Origin of the sequence: Geomonas azotofigens (genome assembly GCF_018919395.1) — a bacterium.
Taxonomy (GTDB): domain Bacteria; phylum Desulfobacterota; class Desulfuromonadia; order Geobacterales; family Geobacteraceae; genus Geomonas; species Geomonas azotofigens.
Window position 1 is genome coordinate 16460 of sequence record NZ_JAHLME010000007.1, and the last position, 17336, is coordinate 33795.

The following is a 17336-nucleotide window of genomic DNA, read 5'->3' on the forward strand; positions in this document are numbered from 1 at the left end:
TTCCTTCATTCACCCGATCAAAGCAGAAGGAGAACTTAACATGTGTATTCCCTGGAAGAGACACATAGCCGCCGCTTTGCTGCTCATTTGCCTGCCTTTGTTGGTCATCGGCTGCGGTGGCGGCGGAGGCGGCGGTGGCACGAGGACAATCTCAGGCGTCGCGACCAAAGGGCCGATCGCCGGGGGGCTGATTTCGGTGTACCGGTTGACCACGGCCGGTGTGCGCGGGGCCCTGCTCGGCTCCGGAACAACCGGCGCGGACGGCAACTACGCGGTCAAGATCCCGGCCTCCGTTACCGGGCCGCTCGTAGTGACTGTAACCGGCCAGCCAGGCGCCACCTACCTGAGCGAGACTACCGGCCAGCAGGTCCCCTTCACGGCAGCTGAGTCCTTCAGCGCCGCCGTGGACAACTTCAACCCGGCTGTCCCCGTCACGGTGAGCCCGCTCACCGAGGCGGCCTTCGAGAAGCTGCCGCTGATCCTGGCGCAGAAGCCGGGCACCATCACCACCGAGGTGCTGCAGAGCTCGGTCGTCGCCGCCAACAACCAGGTCGGCGACCTGTTCAACGTCACCGACATCCTGGCGCCCCCGGCCGGCAACGCGGCCTATGTAGCGGCCCTTACCGTCATCGACCAGATGATCGTCGACTCCAAGGCAACGGGGTCGGTCACCGATACCACCGCCGTGACGACCATCATCAACCAGGCCGTGGCCGACGTCAGCACGAGCGCTCCCGCCTACCAGACCTTCGCGCAGCTGTTCACCATCTCTGCCACAGAGGCCGTGGCGGCCGACCCGTCGCTCACCACCGCGGTGGGGACCCTGACCCAGTCGATCACCAATCCGCCGGCTGAGCCGAACTTCAGCGACGTAACCGCGCCTTCCGTGGTCACCGGCCTCACCGCTACCACCTACGCGCTCAACGCGACCACCAGCGCCGTTGTCCTCAACTGGAACCCCTCCACCGACAACATCGCCGTGGCAGGCTACGACATCTACCGCGACGGCGGCAAGGTGGGAAGCTCCACCACGACCAGCTTCACCGATCCGGCGGTGACCCCCAACGTCACCTACTCCTACACCGTGGTCGCCTTCGACGCGGCCGGCAACTTCGCCGCAGCCAGCGCACCGTTGTCGGTGAAACCGAACCAGGCGTCGCTCAACGTGACGGTGAGCGGTTCCATCTCCAGCGACCTGCTGTCGCGCCTGGATATCGTGGCGCCCACCGCTCCGACGAGCCTCGCCGCGGTCACCACCGCCCTTACCGGCACCACCAGCTCGGTGGCCCTGAGCTGGGCCGCCGCGACCGACACCGTCGGCGTGACCGGTTACGAGGTCTACCGCGACGGCGTGAAGCTGGCAACCGTCGCCTCGACCAGCTACACCGATCCGTCGGTCACCTCGGCCACCACCTATGCCTACACGGTTAAAGCGTTCGACGCGGCAGGGAACCGTTCGGACTTCAGCACAGCACTTTCGGTGACTCCGAACCGCCCGTCCCTCGGGGTAACGGTGAGCGGCCAGGTGAACACCGGACCGTAACAGTACCGATGATTCAAGCACAAGGGGGAAAAAACAGAAGTCGGCAGTAGAGATGGAACTATCGGAGCAGTACACAAACAACAGGAGGAAACTATGATTGGCAGAAACCTAAGGTACCTCGTAGCACTCGTAGTATGCGTGCTGTTGCCTCTCGCAGGCTGCAGCGGGGGGGGATCCACCACCAAGATCACCAGCAAGGGCACCGAAGTAACCGTCGGCGGTAAAGTCGACGTTGCCAAGGCTGCCGCCAAGACGGCGTTCCTGTCATCGACCTCGGCCGGTGCAGTCAACCACGTCTTCGTCTACAACGCCCAGGACGGCGCCCAGCTCGGCACCGCTACCCTCGGCAGCGACGGCAGCTTCTCCGGCCTGACCTTCACCCTGCCGGCCGCCAAGACCGTGCTGGTGTTCAAGGCCATCGTGGCCCAGGGTACCTTCCGCTCCCTGGTACCGGTTGACCTGAGCAATCCTCCGACTGCCGGCGGGATCAGCGCAAGCAACCCGATCAGCATCGTGATCAGCCAGCAGAGCACCGACATCACCACTGCAACGTCGGCCATGCTCGGCCTCTCCGGCCAGCTTGGCGATGCCAACCAGACCCTTGCTTCTGTCGGCAAGACCTACACCGACTGTGCGACCCAGGTCGTGAACGCAGGCGGCAGTGTCCTCGCTTACACCAGCACCGGTCTTGCGCTCTCCGGTACCGTATCCAACGCCAACCTGCTGCCGGCACGCGCCGCATCCACCCTGACCTATGACGACCTGAACAACACCCAGCTGGACGGCCGCGTCATCAGCGCCTACATCCCGGGCAACAACCCGATCGTCAACTTCCAGGTTGTCAACAAGGCCACCGGTAAAGGGATTTCCGGTCTGAGGACCTTCGCTCTCCACGTGGCACAGCTGAAGCCCGAAACCGCAGGGAGCAACTCCTACTGGCTCAACTACATCCTGAGCGGCACCAACCCGCGCCCGTCCTCCGACGCGGTCTCCACCTTCAACTCCACCACCGGCGCCCTCGCTACCCAGGGCTACACCATCATCGACCACGGTGACGGTTCCTACACCGCCATCTTCGGCAAGAACGTCAAGACCGTTGCCACCGTTCCGTACGACGGCAACCTGATCCACCGTATCGGCATCTCCGTCCGCTCCGTCGCAGTCCCGGGCGTGGTGGGCAAGACCCCGGGCGCCTATGCCGGCCCGATCAACCCGCAGACCAACGCAGCCACCGCCAACTTCGCAGTTCGCGGCGTGACAAACCTCATCTACGACTTCATCCCGGCCACCGGCGAGATGTACACCGTGAACGGCGCCCAGGCATATGCCCGCGACATCGTGACCTCTGACGCCTGCAACCAGTGCCACGACAAGCTCGGCTTCTCCGGCGGCCACTTCGCTTCCCGTCCGGACACCAAGCTCTGCGTCATGTGCCACACCCCGCAGAACATCGTCGGCACCGACCAGACCACCAACGGCGACTTCACTCCCTTCATCCACAAGATCCACATGGGCGAGGAGCTCTCCCCGGCTGAGACCATCCTCGGCGTTTCCACCGCGGAAGTCACCTACCCGCAGGACGTGCGCAACTGCGCAATGTGCCACAAGGGCGTCGACGGCAACAACTGGAAGACCAAACCGACCATCAAGGCCTGCGGCTCCTGCCACAGCACCGTCGACTTCGCCTCCCACATGGGCGGCCAGACCAACGATTCTTCCTGCGCAGGCTGCCATGCCGGCACCACCTCCACCGCAGAGATCGCCACCGCGCATCTCCCGGTACAGGATCCGGACCCGACCGCTCCTGAGCTTGGCGGCACCAACACCCATACCTACGCAGGCTACCTCCCGGCAGCAGGCGTGACCGTTCCGGGCGCAGCAGTAATTACCTGGGATGTGAAGAGCGTACAGCGCGACGGCAACAAGAACCCGTCCATCACCTTCCGCTTCCTGAAGGACGGCCAGCCGGTGGTATTCAACACCTACGCCGCCGGTTCCGTAACCGAGCTCATGAACGGCTTCACCGGTTCTCCGAGCGCATACTTCGCCTTCGCCGTACCGCAGGACACGCCGGTAGGTGCAACTCCTACCGCTCCGGCCGACTTCAACGCGACCGCCAGCGCGTACATCAAGAACGTCTGGAACGGCACCACCCCGGGCACCACTGCCACCCTTTCCGCCATCGACGGCAACGGTTACTACACCCTGACCGTCAAGAACGTCATCGTTCCTGACACCGCCAAGATGCTGACCGGCGGCATCGGCTACACCTACGGCTCGGCCGCCACTCCGCTCACCCAGACCGACCTGAGCACCCTGACCGTTCCGGCAACCCTGAAGACCAAGTGGGCCTACAACGCCGGGACCAACGTCGGCGGCCTGATGGTCGTCACCCCGAACGTCTGGAAAACCGCTACCGGCTACACCGCACGCCGCACCATCGTCAGCAACGCGAAGTGCAACGCCTGCCACGTTGCCCTCGGCATCGCACCGACCTTCCACTCCGGCCAGAGGAACGATGCACCGACCTGCGTATTCTGCCACAACGTCAACCGCGTCAACTCCGGCTGGGGCGTCAACACGAAAGACGCCATCCACGCCATCCACGCCGGCGCCAAGCGCGTCAACAAGTTCTCCTGGGAAGTCTCCGCAGGCGACAAGTACTGGGAGATCAGCTACCCCGGTTACCTGAGGGATTGCGAGCAGTGCCACGTAGCAGGCACCTATGACTTCAGCGCTTCCGCATCTGCTGCTGCAGTTACTAGCCTGCTGCCGACCACCGTCGCAACCGGCAACGTACCGGCCACCGTGCCGTTCATTTCCACCGGCACCGAAACCGTCCCGGGCACCTACTACGCACCGCAGCTGGTTCCGTTCGCGGGCGCTGCCCTGGGCTCCGGCTTCAGCTTCACCGGCGCCACCGGCGCCATCACTGAGGCCGCAAACACCACCCTGATCATCTCCCCGATCAGCGCGGCCTGCTACTCCTGCCACGACACCGCACAGGCCAAAGCCCACATGGTGGCCAACGGTGGTTCCATCTACGAGGCACGCAGCACCGCGCTGCTCAAATCTGAGACCTGCCTGGTCTGCCACGGCACCGCTCAGAACACCCTGAACACCACGGTTCCGACCATCAAGGCCGTACACCGCTGGTGGTAACCCGATGCATTCCAGACGGGGGAAGGTTCGCCTTCCCCCCGATGGGCGCCGGAGAAAGACTTGCAACTGATAACCCGGGGGTGGCGACATCCCCGGGCTATTTCATTCAAGGAGACGCTATGAGAAACGCAGTCAGGCTGATAATCTTCGCTGCCATCGCGGCGGCCATCGCGGCATGCAACGGCAAGCCCGCCGACCAACCGGCCGGGAAGGTGCAGGCTGAACAAAAGACGGCGCCGAAGGATGTGGCCGCCGCCCAGGCGCTCGCCACCTCTTTCCTCACCGCCCTGCAGGCGGGGGACAAGGTCAAGATGTACCAGGCCGCGAACCTGACCACGGAACAGGTCGCAGCCAGCCGCGACAAGCTGGTCCACATCAAGCAGAACAAGATGACCGACGCCCAGCGACTCGCCTGCGAGCACGTGTTGAAGATCTCCGGCGACGTCGACTTCTTCGCCGCGAAATTGCGCAAGATCCTAACACCGACCGCAACTATCAAGATCACGCAGACCGCACCGGCCGGGACCCCAGTGTCACACCTTGTCCACACCGTTTCCGTTACCTACAGCAGCAAGACCGACGCGGTGCAGGACAAGACCGGGAAGGCGGTCAAGGAACTGAAGCTCCCCATGCAGCAGTTCGACCACCCGGTTGAGGCCGGGGAGGTCCACGAGTTTGCCTTTACCGGCCCGGAATTCGAGAAGATGGCGAACAAGGATTTTGAAGTGGTTTCCTACTTCTGACCCTTCCGTCCGACCCGGTACAGGATAGTCTTGCTGACGAAAAAGCCCCGAACGCATCGGGGCTTTTTTTTGTCTTCGGGGGGTGGATTCGGTGTCGTTAAAAGTGCAGACAGTCAATGCCCGCGCGGCACTGGCTGAGGAACTGGTGGTTACAGTCACTGAAAAAAGCGTAGCTGTATCATCTGCTATTAGTCCTGGATAATGCTTTAGGCTGATGAGATTTGTTAGAGGGTTTAAATGATTTTGTTTGGCATCTGCTGGAATAAAAAACTTTTCTGCAGCTTGCACTACAAAAAAACTGTTGTACGTTTAGCAATAGTCCTAATAGTCAAGCACATCCGAGTGAACCCCCTGTTTGGTTAAATTCATTTAATACATAGCAGCGGTTGGTGTGCCAGCACGTCTGAAAGTATTCCCGGTTGTTTCCGTTTTGATAAGTAGTTAAGGCTAATTAGCGTGATAGATAAAACCGGCGCCACTTTGTTCGCCAAGGGCGACGCCGTGACTTGCTCTCAACGCAGCAGCGGATTTCCAGAATACGGTCCACACTACGGAAAAGGAGGGGATGTCTTGATAAGCCACCAAGAGAAAAGATCAGGACGCGAACAACGCAGTCTGCCGAAGATTGCGTGGGTGATGCTGGCCGCGTCGTCGGTGATGCTGGCCCAGCCGGTTATGGCTGCGGACTACACCATCACCGGGAGCTCCAACACTTACCTGCGCATGACCAGGTCGATCAACAAGGATGACCTCTACCCGCTTTACGAGTACCTGCGCTTCTCGGTAACCGCGGCGGAGAAGGACGGCAGCGCCACCTCGCTGCACCTGGGCGCCTGGGGACGCGTCGACCTCGTCGACAAGTCGACCGACCACTACACCGACGGCGACCTGCAGTACGGTTACCTGAGCTACCAGGCGTCGAAGAACAACCTGGTGGTTAACGCCGGGCGCCAGTTCATCACCGAGGGTGTCGCCACCGAGCGTGTGGACGGCCTCTATGCGCGCAGCGACTTCGCGGCCGGCATCACGGCGGCGGCCTTCGTCGGTTCGCCGGTGGTGACGACCCCCAACTACAAGGGGGGGGACTTCATCTACGGCGGGCGGGTGGCCCAGGGCAAGCCCGGCCTCTACTCGGTCGGCGTGAGCGCCCTCAGAAACGAGAGCGACATCGCGCGCGACCGCGAGGAAGAGGGGATCGACCTCTGGGTGCATCCGGTGAAGCAGGTTGATCTCACCGGTCGTTCCTCCTACAACTCGATCACCGACGGCTGGATGGAGCATGCCTACACCCTCTCCGTCGCCCCCATCGACGCGGTGACCCTCAGCGCGGACTTCTCGAGGATCAACTACCAGGATTACTTCTACAACGTGACCACCACGGCCTTTGCCCTCCAAAACAACGGCGGGCTGCTTGACCCCAGGGAAAAGGTGACCGCGGCCGGCGTCAGCGCAGCCTGGACCCCGGTGAAGAACCTGACCCTCTCGGCCGAGTACAAGAACTACGGCTACGAGATTCTCGGCTCCGCGGACTACGTGGGAGGGAAGGTCGCGTACACCACCGCCAACGCCCTTTCGCTTGGGGCCTCCGGGCACCGGATGGATGGTTCCAGCGACCGCACCCGCTACTACGACTACCGGCTCTATGCCCTAAAGAAGACGGGCCACGCCGAGTTCGGCGTCGACTTCTACAACGTCCTCTTCGATCGCCCCATCGACGGCGTGAAGAGCAGCTACGCACTCACCGGCATCGCGGGTTACGAGGTCACCGAAAAGCTCAAGGTAGGTGGGGACATCGAGTACTCGCAGAGCCCGGATTTCGACAGGGAGTGGAGAGCGCTCGTGAAAGTTGCCTACGCTTTCGATATGAAGTGTGGCGAAAAGGGGGGCAAGAGTGAAAAGTAAAATACTGATTCTGTTGATGGTTCCGCTCATGGCGCTCCTTCTCGTTGCCTGCGCCAACACCAAGAGCGGTGCGCTGATCCACCCTGAGGCGGTGACCGGTACGCCCAACTGTACCGAGTGCCACACCGATGCCTATGCGGCCATGAACCACCAAGCCGTGGACTTCTTCAAAAAACACAGCGTCTTTGCCAGCAATGCCAGAAGGGCCTGTGCTTCCTGCCATGCCGAATCCTTCTGCTCCGACTGCCACGCGCACAAGGAGGAGCTCAAACCCAACGTCAAGTTCTCGGAGGCGGTGGAGAGGAACCTGCCGCACCGCGGCGATTACATGAGTCAGCACAGGATCGACGGCAAGATCAATCCTGCGTCCTGCGCCAAGTGCCACGGACGTACCAATAACGAGAGGTGCCTGACATGCCACAAATAACGTCAAAAGTTCTTTCTTTTGCGGTTCTTGGTGCGCTGGCGCTGGCCCTGTCGGGATGCGGGGATGCCAACCCGCAGGCGAAGTTCGACCCCGCGTCAGGCAAGCACCCGGCCAACTGGCTCCCGGCCGGCCACAGCGTGGCCGCCGAGGAAGATGTGAACGGCTGTGCCGAGTGCCATGGCGCCGATCTGACCGGCGGCATCGCCAAGGTCTCCTGCCTCACCTGCCACATCGGCGGCGCCACCTCGGTGCACCCGGTATTGTGGGGGGGGCTTGCCTATGCGCTGCACGGCGGCTACGCAGGGACCAATGGCACCACTTCCTGCGCCACCGTCCTTTGCCACGGCACCGCCCTCACTGGGGTGGCCAACTCGGGGCCGGCCTGCACCGACTGCCACATGGCGGGAACGGCGCAGGCCCCGCAGATCCACCAGTGGGGCAAGGTGGGGGCCACCACCGCGGCAAACATCGCGGGCCACGTCAACTACTTCGAGACAGCACCGAGGATAAGCTTCACGACCTGCCGCAACGCGGTCTGCCACGGCACGACCCTGGCCGGTGTGTTCGCCAGCGGCCCCTCCTGCATCAAGTTAGGTTGCCACGGCAGCGGGAACCCGCTACCCGCGGAGAACTAGCGAGAAGGCGCGATCATTTTCCTGACTCTAGTAGAAGGAGAAAATAATATGTGCATTCCCTGGAAAAAACAGGTTGTGGCGGTCCTACTGCTCCTCTGCCTACCGCTGATTTTTATCGGTTGCGGCGGCGGTGGCGGCGGTGGCGGTGGCGGCACGAGGATAATCTCCGGCATCGCCGTGAAGGGCCCCATCATGGGCGCCCTGGTGTCGGTGTACCGGCTGCAACTGAACGGCAGTCGCGGGGCCCTGCTCGGCTCCGGGACAACCGGCGCGGACGGCAACTACGCGGTCAAGATCCCCGCCTCGGTCACCGGGCCGGTGGTGGTCACCGTTACCGGCCGAGCCGGCGCCACCTACCTGAGCGAGAGCACCAACGGGCCGGTCCCCTTCACGGCGGCCGATTCCTTCAGCGCGGTAGTGGACAACTTCAACCCGGACGTCCCGGTAACGGTGAGTCCCCTTACCGAGGCCGCCTTCCAGAAGCTCTCCCTGATCCTGGAGCAGAAGGCCACCGTCACCACCATCACTACACAGGTTCTGCAGAGCGCGGTTGTGGCGGCGAACGCCCAGGTGGGAGACCTGTTCAACGTCGCCGACATCCTGGCGCCGCCGGCCCAGAGTACGGCCTACCAGGCCGCCCTGATGGTTATCGACCAGATGATTGTCGATTCCAAGGCCGGCGGTACGGTCACCGATACCACGGCCGTCATGACCGTGATCAACCAGGCCATCGCCGACGTCAACCCGGCCCTCCCCGCTTATCAGACCTTCGTCGACGTCTTCACCACCGCGGCTGCCCAGGTCGCCGTCGACAACCCGGGAGCAATCGCCGCGGCAGTGGTCAGCATGACCGCCCAGGTCACCAACCCGCCGCTGGAGCCGAACTTCGCCGATATCACGGCCCCGTCGGCGGTAACCGGGCTGTCGGCAACCACCGCTGCCATCGACTCCACCACCAGCACCGTCGTCCTGACCTGGACCGCGGCCAGCGACAACAACGCCGTGGCCGGCTACGACGTGTATCGCGACGGCGCCAAGATCGGAACCACGACCACTACCACCTTCATCGATTCGCCGGTCACCTCCAACGTCACCTACATCTACACGGTGGTCGCCTTCGATGCGGCAGGGAACTTCTCGTCCGCCAGCGCACCGCTTTCCGTGAAGCCGAACCAGGCCTCGCTCAGCGTCACCGTGACCGGGCAGCTCTCCGGCGACCTGCTGGCGCAGTTGGACCTGTCGCCTCCGACTGCACCGACCGGCCTGGCGGCGGTCACCACCGCTATCACTGGCACCACCAGCTCGGTCGCGCTTTCATGGAACGCCTCCACCGACAACGTGGGCGTCACTGGCTACGACGTGTTCCGTGACGGCGTTAAGGTCGGCACCACCGCCTCCAGGAGCTTCACCGACGCCTCGGTCACCTCGGCCATCACCTACTCCTACACGGTCAAGGCCTTCGACGCCGCCGGGAACCGCTCGGCGGCAAGTGCCGCCCTCCCGGTCACTCCGAACCGTCCGTCCCTGGGCGTCACGGTCAGTGGACAGGTAACCCCCTAGCCATAAACGACGCAGCATCACGATCTAAAGGAGGACTTCGCCTACAGTTCAAGATGGCCACGATGAGGAACGATGCAGGACACCAACAACAGGAGGAAACTATGATCGGCAGAAACCTAAGGTACCTTGTAGCACTCTTAGTATGTGTGCTGTTGCCTATGGCGGGCTGCAGCGGAGGAGGATCCAGCACCAAGCGCACCGAGAAGGGGACGGAGGTGACGGTGAGCGGTAAGGTCGACATCGCCAAGGCCGCAGCCAAGGCTGTCTTCCTCTCCTCGACCTCGGCCGGTGCCGTGAACAACGTCTTTGTCTACAATGCGCTGGACGGTGCCCAACTCGGGACCGCAGCCATCGGTACGGACGGAAGCTTCAGCAACCTGACTTTCACCCTGCCGGCGACCAAGACCATCCTCGTGTTCAAGGCGGTCGTGGCCCAGGGCACCTACCGCACCGTGGTCCCCATCGACCTCAGCAATCCTCCTGCGGCCGGCGCTATCACCGGTTCCAACCCGATCAGCATCGTGATCAGCCAGGACAGCACCAACAGGACCGTCCTGTTGTCGCAGCTTCTCGGCCTCACCGGCGTCCTTGGCGACGCCAACCAGACCCTCGCCTCGGTCAGCAAGACCTACACCGATGCGGCGACACTGTGGGTCAACAACGGTGGACAGCAGCTTGCCTACAGCAGCAATGGCCTTGCCCTTTCCGGCAAGTTGAGCTCCGCGGCACTGCTCCCGGCACAGGATGCCAACGTGCTCGGCTCAGAGGACCTGAACAACACGACCCTGGACGGCTCCATCAGCTCGGTCTCCATCCCGGGGAACAAGCCGATCGTCAGCTTCACCGTCATCAACAAGGACACCGGCAAGGGTATCAGGGGGCTCAAGGCCTTCAACCTGGTCATCGCCCAGCTGCAGCCCGGCACCAGCGGCAGCCCCGACCAGTGGCTCTCCTACATGGTGACGGCTACCAGCCGCCCCACCACCGATAGTGGCTACACCGTCATCGACAACGGCGACGGCTCCTACACCGTCATCTTCGGCAAGGACATCAAGGCCGGCACCGGCGGCATGGTCACCTACGACGCCAACCTGACCCATCGCCTCATGGTCGGGGTCCGCTCCACCCCGTCCATTGCCCAACTGAACGACGGCAGCACCCTGAGCAACTTCTACAACGAGAAGTACTTCGTCTCCACCTTCGTCCCGGCGACCCCTGACGTCGCCCCGACCGTGGTCAAAGACATGATCACCACCGCGGCCTGCAACGAGTGCCACGGCAAGATCGGCGTCACCACCCCGCACGGCGGCCGCGGCGACGCCAGGTACTGCCTCATGTGCCACACCTCGCAGAGGGCGATCGGCCGGACCAACGTCGCCTCCACCTCCGGCGCCTTCCCGGCCATCACCAGGGACGCCAACGGCGCCATCACCTCGGCTTCGACCTACATCGCCGACGGCGAGGTCTCCGGCGAGTTCGTGACCATGATCCACAAGATCCACATGGGCAACAAGCTCACCAAGACCAACTACAACTATGCGGGCGTACTCTTCAACGAGGTCATCCTGCCCAAGGACGTGCGCAACTGCCGTCAGTGCCACAAGGGGGACAACGCCGACCAACTCGCGCTCGCACCCCAGGCCAACAACTGGAAAACCAAGCCGAGCCGCAAGGCCTGTGGCGCCTGCCATGACGGCGTGAACTTCGCCACCGGCGCCGGTCATGCCGCAGGCGCACAGGCAAGCGACGCCAACTGCGTAGGCTGCCATGCAGACGCCGACCTCTTGCACCAGACCGAGATCGCGACCCCGAACAACCCGAACACCCCGGCCGGCCTCACCAACTTCTTCTATGAGGTGGCCAGCGCCACGGTCGACTCGGGCACCAACAACCTGAGCATCAAGTTCAGGATCCAGAAGAACACCGGCTCGCTCACCGCGGCCAAGACCAACGTGGTCTTCGACGGCACCTCCACCAACCCGCTGGTCGGCTACACCGGCGGCCCGAGCTTCCTGCTCGCCTACTTCAAGGACACCCCGAACCAGCCCGCCTCGCTCTACTCGGGCGACTACAACAACCTGGGCGTGAAGGCGGCCCAGCCGAAGTCGGTCTCCATCGCGAGCCTCGTCGGCGGGACCACCGGCACCCTGGGGACCCCGGACAGCAGCGGCTACTACACCGCGGTGGTCAACTCCGCTTCCGCCTTCCCGGTCGGCGCCACCATGAGGGCCGTGGGCCTGCAGGGTTACTTCACCCAGTCAGCCGGCACCGGCGGCATCGCCACGGCCACCGCGCGTCACGCCCTCTCCTCGGTGAAGACCGTCACCGGCGACACCGCCCGCCGCGTCGTCATCGACCCGGCCAAGTGCGCCAACTGCCACGAGTGGTTCGAAGGGCACGGCGGCAACCGCGTGATCGGCAAGGATACCGTGGGCGAGGCAATCTGCACCCTGTGCCACGTGCCGAACCTCTCCACCTCCGGCCGCGGCGCTCAGCAGTCGCTGATCCAGTTCATCGTCGCCAACCCGGTGGGCACCTCGCTCGGCGCGGTCACCAACTTCCTGACCAACGCCGCCTTCACCGGCACCATCAGCCAGGAAGCCAAGGACGCCATGACCGAACTGGTGGCGACCCTCGGGAGCGACCCGACCCAGTACCCCGAAGCTTCCAACAACTTCAAGGACATGGTCCACGGCATCCACGCCGGCAACAACTCGCTCGTGGTCGGCATCCCGCTCGCCTTCGTGCGCGACAGGGGGACCAGCGGCGACTTCGACTTCAACTTCGAGGAAGTCACCTTCCCGGGCGTCCTGAAGGACTGCAGGGCCTGCCACAAAGACACCCTGACCAGCAGCGGCGCGGTCGACGCCTCCAAGGCGACCTACACCCGCATCGGTGACAAGGTACAGCCGAGCACCTGGCAGACCACGACCGGCGTGGCGCTCACCCTGCAGACCGCGGTAGGCGTCGGCAACAACGTCACCCAGGTCGACGCGGACCGCAAGTCCGTGCCCAACCTGCAGGACAAGGTGAACTCGCCGTTCACCGCCACCTGCCGCGCCTGCCACAGCAGGCCCAACGCCCTGGCCCACTTCGCCACCATGGGCGGCCAGGTCGACGTGAACCGCAGCGCGGTCAACCCCGCCGGTGAGGCATGCATCACCTGCCACGGCACCACCGGTCCGAACGCCATCTGGAACGTGCACCGGTTCTCGGTCGTCGGCGACGACTAGCGTAGACCATTAACCCTGCGCCCAGGCGCAGGCACAGCAAGCGCCTCGGCCAAAGAGGCGAAGAAAGGGCCCCGGGAACGTTTCCGGGGCCCTTTCCCTTTGCTGGTCCGGGCCTTGTTAATTAATAATAGCAAGCGGGTGAATCGGATTTTTGCTACACTGTTCCCCATGAAAGTCCTGTTGGCTACCCTCTCATTACTCCTGATCCAGGTTGTGGAGCTGTACGCGGCGGGGCTGGGCGCGCCGACCCTCTCCGACCCCATGGCCACCCTCGCCCCTGCCGAACCGGCGGCGACCGCCAAGTTCTTCGACCCCGATCACTTCCTCACCAACGCAGGTCTCCGTTACAGCCCGAGCTACCAGTTGACGCTGGAGCCCGAGCTGGGGGTGGGGTACCGCGGTACCGGCCAGGAGCTGCACGGCGGCATCGAGCAGTCCACCCATCGGCTGCATGCCCAGGCCGGTTGGCGCCTGTCGCTGTCCGAGAGCCTCTACCTCTCTGCCGCCGCCAAGTTTTCCATCGTGACCGTGGCCACCAAGGGGCTCGCCGGAGGCCAGGAACTGGGAGGCCGGCTCGAAACCGGCTACCGCCCCGGTTACGACTTCACCCTCGGGCGTGCGCCGCGCTGGACCGGCGAGGTGGGGGTGCACCTCACGCCGCGCACCGACCTCATGCTCTACTACGACCAGGACCCGGCCGGGGGGTGGTCCTCCACGGGACAGCACCAGGAAGAGCGGGTCGGCACCCGGTTCATCTTCAGGTTCAAATAGGGGACTGGCTCCGCCAGGTGCCTGTCCCCTTTAAAGGAGGATACGTGAGCCAGCTCCTATCCATCGACCAGGGCACTACCAGCAGCAGGGCCACCCTCTACGGCGGCGATGGCGAGGCTGTCGCCACCTTTTCCCAGCCGCTCACCCAGCACTACCCCCAGCCCGGCTGGGTGGAACACGACGCCGAGGAGATCTGGCTCGGGCAGCTCGACTGCGTGCGCAAGGCGCTCTCCGGATCCGAAGCGGGGAGCGTGGCCGGCATCGGCATCACCAACCAGCGCGAGACCACGGTGATCTGGGAGCGCGCCACGGGCAAGCCGCTGCACCGGGCCATCGTCTGGCAGGACCGGCGTACCGCGGAGTTCACGGAAAGCTTGAAGCGGGAGGGGGTGGAGCCCATGGTGCGGCAGCGCACCGGCCTTTTGCTCGACCCCTACTTCTCGGCCAGCAAGCTCACCTGGCTTTTGGATGCCGTGCCGGGGCTCAGGGCGCGCTGCGAGCGCGGCGAGGTCTGCTTCGGTACCGTCGATTCCTGGCTCATCTTCCGGTTGACCGGCGGCAAGAGCCACGTCACCGACCTCTCCAACGCGAGCCGCACCATGCTCTTCAACATCGAGACCCTCGAGTGGGACGACGAGCTCCTGCGGCTTTTCCGGGTCCCGCGCGCCATGCTGCCGCAGGTGCGCGGCAGCGCCGCCCACTTTGGTCACACCTCTGCCGCCGTGGTCGGCGCCGAGATCCCCATCACCGGGGTGGCGGGGGACCAGCAGGCCGCCCTGTTCGGGCAGGGGTGCTTCGCGCCGGGGATGGCCAAGGCGACCTTCGGCACCGGTGCCTTCGTGGTCATGAACTGCGGCACCCGCCCGGGGAGCGGCGAAGGGGTGCTCTCCACCATCGCCTGGCAACTTCCCGGGGAGACGGTGCGCTACGCGCTGGAGGGATCGATCTTCATCGCCGGTGCCGCCGTCCAGTGGCTGGAGGAGGGGCTGGGGATGATCGAGGGGCCCGGCGAGGTCGAGGCGCTCGCCCGTAGCGTGGCCGACACCGGCGGGGTCTACTTCGTCCCGGCGCTCTCCGGGCTGGGGACCCCGTACTGGGACCCCTATGCCAGGGGGGTGATCGCCGGTCTCACCCGCGGCAGCGGCCGGCCCCACCTGGCGCGCGCCGCCCTCGAGGCCATCGCCTACCAGACCGTCGACGCGGTCCGCGCCATGGAAGGGGCTGGCGGCGTCCTCCTGAGCGAGCTGCGGGTGGACGGCGGTGCGACGCGCAACGACCTCCTCCTCGAGATCCAGGCCGACCTGCTGGGCGCTCCGGTGCTCCGTCCCCGGTGCACGGAGAGCACCTCCCTGGGAGCCGCCTTCCTGGCGGGGATCGGCGCCGGGGTGCTCGACACGGCGCGGATCGGGAGCCTGTGGGCGCTGGACCGGCGCTTCGCCCCGCGCCTGAGCCGGGAGCGCCGCGAGGAAATGCACCGCGGCTGGAAAAAATGCGTGCAACTCTCGCTTGGTTGGGCTAAGTAAGAAAGGTGCTGGAAGCAAAGGCGTTAAAGACAAAGCGTATGTAACGCAAAGACGCAAAGTCGCAGAGAAAACCGGTACCGCAAGCCAAACCCCGTAGAGGCAGCCGCAGCCCAAGAAGTTTTACCTTTGCGCCTCTGCGCCTTTGCGTTAAAAAACCGATTTTTGCTTGTGGAGGCAGTAGTGACGGACCGGAACGCGAATCTGGAAATACTGAAAAGCGGGTGCACCTTCGACATGCTGGTGATCGGTGGGGGCGCGACCGGGTGCGGCATCGCGGTCGACGCCGCCAGCCGCGGTCTGTCGGTGGCGCTCGTGGAGCGCGGCGACTTCGGCTGCGGCACCAGCAGCAAGAGCACCAAGCTGATCCACGGCGGCGTGCGCTACCTCGAGTCGGCGGTGCTGCACCGGGACCGGGTGCAGTTCAACCTGGTGCGCGACGGACTGCGCGAGCGCAACATCCTCTTGAAGATCGCCCCGCACCTTTGCCACCAGCTCACCCTGGTCACCCCGCTCTACGGCCTGGCCCAGGTCCCCTACGTCTGGGCGGGGCTCAAGCTCTACGACCTCCTGGCCGGTGAGGCGGGCCTTGGCCACAGCCGCTTCGTCGGCCGCGGCGAAATGCTGCGCCGCTTCCCCATGATCCGGGCGGAGGGGTTGAAGGGGGGGGTGCAGTACTACGACGGCCAGTTCAACGACGTGCGCATGAACGTGGCGCTGGCCCAGACCGCCGCCAGGGAAGGGGCGGTGATCGGCAACTACGTGGAAGTGGTGGCGCTGATGCGGGAGAAGGGGAGGGTGGCCGGCGCCCTGGTGCGGGACCCGCTGGTGGGGGCCTCCTGGCAGGTCCGCGCCCGCTGCGTGGTCAACGCCTGCGGCTCCTCCGCCGACATCGTGCGCCGCCTGGACGACCCGACCGCGGCGTCCCTGCTCAGGGTGAGCCGCGGCATCCACATCATCCTCCCCGGGAGCTTCGCGCCCGCCGGCGCCGGCGTCATGATCCCCAAGACCGACGACGGCCGCGTGCTCTTCATCCTCCCCTGGGAGGGCGCCTGCCTCGTGGGGACCACCGAGGAGCCGGCCGAGGCGGGCGAAGTCCCGGTGGCCCGGGAGAAGGACGTCGACTACCTGCTGCGCCACCTGCGGCGCTACTTCAACCTGGGCGCGAAGCCGGGCGACATCACCGCCTCCTGGGCCGGCTTGAGGCCGCTGGTGCACGACCCCTTCACCGCCGACACCGCGGAACTCGCCCGCGACCATGTCGTCAGCTGCTCCCCCACCGGGCTCATCACCATCGTCGGCGGCAAGTGGACCACCTACCGCAAGATGGCCCTGGACGCGGTCGATTTCGCGGTCAGCAACGCGGGGCTCGCGCCCCGGCACCCCTGCCGCACCGACCGCATCGTGCTGCAGGGGGGGGAGAACTTCACCGAGGAGCTCTTGAAGGAACTGGAGCGCAAGCACGGCTTCCCCCCCGACGTCACCAGGCACCTGCACCGCTGCTACGGCGACCGATCCCTGGAGGTGGCCGGGTACTGCCGCGGCGCCCTCGGCGGGAGGCTGGTCCCGGGGCATCCCTACCTGAAGGGGGAGGTCCTTTACGCGGTGCACCACGAGATGGCCCTGCGTGCGCTCGACTTCCTGGAACGACGCGTCCCCCTGGGGCTTTTGGACCGCAAGGGGGCGCGCGCGGCGGCGCCGGTGGTGGTCGAGCTGATGACGGCGGAGCTTGGGTGGAATCCCGAGCGGCAGACGCGCGAGCTCGAGGAGGTCGCGGACGCCCTGTGCGAGGTGTGATCGGCTGTGGTGAGGCAAAAAAAAAGGGGGCTCCCGGTTTCGG

General features: G+C 64.7%; 11 protein-coding genes. All 11 read left to right on the forward strand.

All coding sequences use genetic code 11. The annotated features are described in order from the left end of the window. Window positions 1-40 precede the first annotated feature (40 nt). The 11 genes from KOL99_RS21930 to KOL99_RS18510 all read left to right on the forward strand — a co-directional run bounded on the left by KOL99_RS21930 (window position 41) and on the right by KOL99_RS18510 (window position 17293). A complete protein-coding gene (locus tag KOL99_RS21930; RefSeq protein ID WP_216511944.1) occupies window positions 41-1543 on the forward strand; it encodes a fibronectin type III domain-containing protein in 1503 nt (500 codons plus the stop codon). A 93-nt stretch (window positions 1544-1636) separates the two neighbouring features. Beyond that, complete coding sequence (locus KOL99_RS18465) at window positions 1637-4705, forward strand: OmcA/MtrC family decaheme c-type cytochrome (protein WP_216511945.1); 3069 nt, start codon at window positions 1637-1639, stop codon at window positions 4703-4705. Between the two features lie 119 nt (window positions 4706-4824). Then, complete coding sequence (locus KOL99_RS18470) at window positions 4825-5448, forward strand: hypothetical protein (RefSeq protein WP_216511946.1); 624 nt, start codon at window positions 4825-4827, stop codon at window positions 5446-5448. Window positions 5449-6018: 570 nt separating this feature from the next. Next, the gene (locus tag KOL99_RS18475) at window positions 6019-7350 is read left to right on the forward strand and encodes a hypothetical protein (RefSeq protein WP_216511947.1); all 1332 of its coding nucleotides are present in this window, start codon (window positions 6019-6021) and stop codon (window positions 7348-7350) included. Then, window positions 7340-7777, forward strand: a complete 438-nt coding sequence (locus KOL99_RS18480) for a cytochrome C (protein ID WP_216511948.1) — start codon at window positions 7340-7342, stop codon at window positions 7775-7777. The genes KOL99_RS18475 and KOL99_RS18480 overlap by 11 nt, the downstream gene beginning before the upstream one ends. After that, window positions 7765-8412: a hypothetical protein gene (locus KOL99_RS18485; RefSeq protein WP_216511949.1), complete on the forward strand. Its 648-nt coding sequence runs from the start codon at window positions 7765-7767 to the stop codon at window positions 8410-8412. Before KOL99_RS18480 ends, KOL99_RS18485 begins: the two co-directional genes overlap by 13 nt. 48 nt (window positions 8413-8460) lie before the next feature. Further along, window positions 8461-9972 (forward strand): fibronectin type III domain-containing protein, encoded by a 1512-nt coding sequence (locus KOL99_RS21935; RefSeq protein ID WP_216511950.1) that lies wholly within the window; start codon window positions 8461-8463, stop codon window positions 9970-9972. Between the two features lie 101 nt (window positions 9973-10073). Continuing rightward, complete coding sequence (locus tag KOL99_RS18495; RefSeq protein WP_216511951.1) at window positions 10074-13205, forward strand: OmcA/MtrC family decaheme c-type cytochrome; 3132 nt, start codon at window positions 10074-10076, stop codon at window positions 13203-13205. A gap of 180 nt (window positions 13206-13385) precedes the next feature. Further along, window positions 13386-13976, forward strand: coding sequence for a hypothetical protein (locus KOL99_RS18500; RefSeq protein ID WP_236026431.1), 591 nt, complete (start codon window positions 13386-13388; stop codon window positions 13974-13976). Window positions 13977-14020: 44 nt separating this feature from the next. Beyond that, window positions 14021-15499: a glycerol kinase GlpK gene (gene glpK / locus KOL99_RS18505; protein WP_216511953.1), complete on the forward strand. Its 1479-nt coding sequence runs from the start codon at window positions 14021-14023 to the stop codon at window positions 15497-15499. 180 nt (window positions 15500-15679) lie between these two features. Further along, window positions 15680-17293 carry a glycerol-3-phosphate dehydrogenase/oxidase gene (locus KOL99_RS18510; protein ID WP_216511954.1) on the forward strand — a complete coding sequence of 538 codons (1614 nt, stop codon included), beginning with the start codon at window positions 15680-15682 and terminating at the stop codon, window positions 17291-17293. Window positions 17294-17336 lie beyond the last annotated feature (43 nt).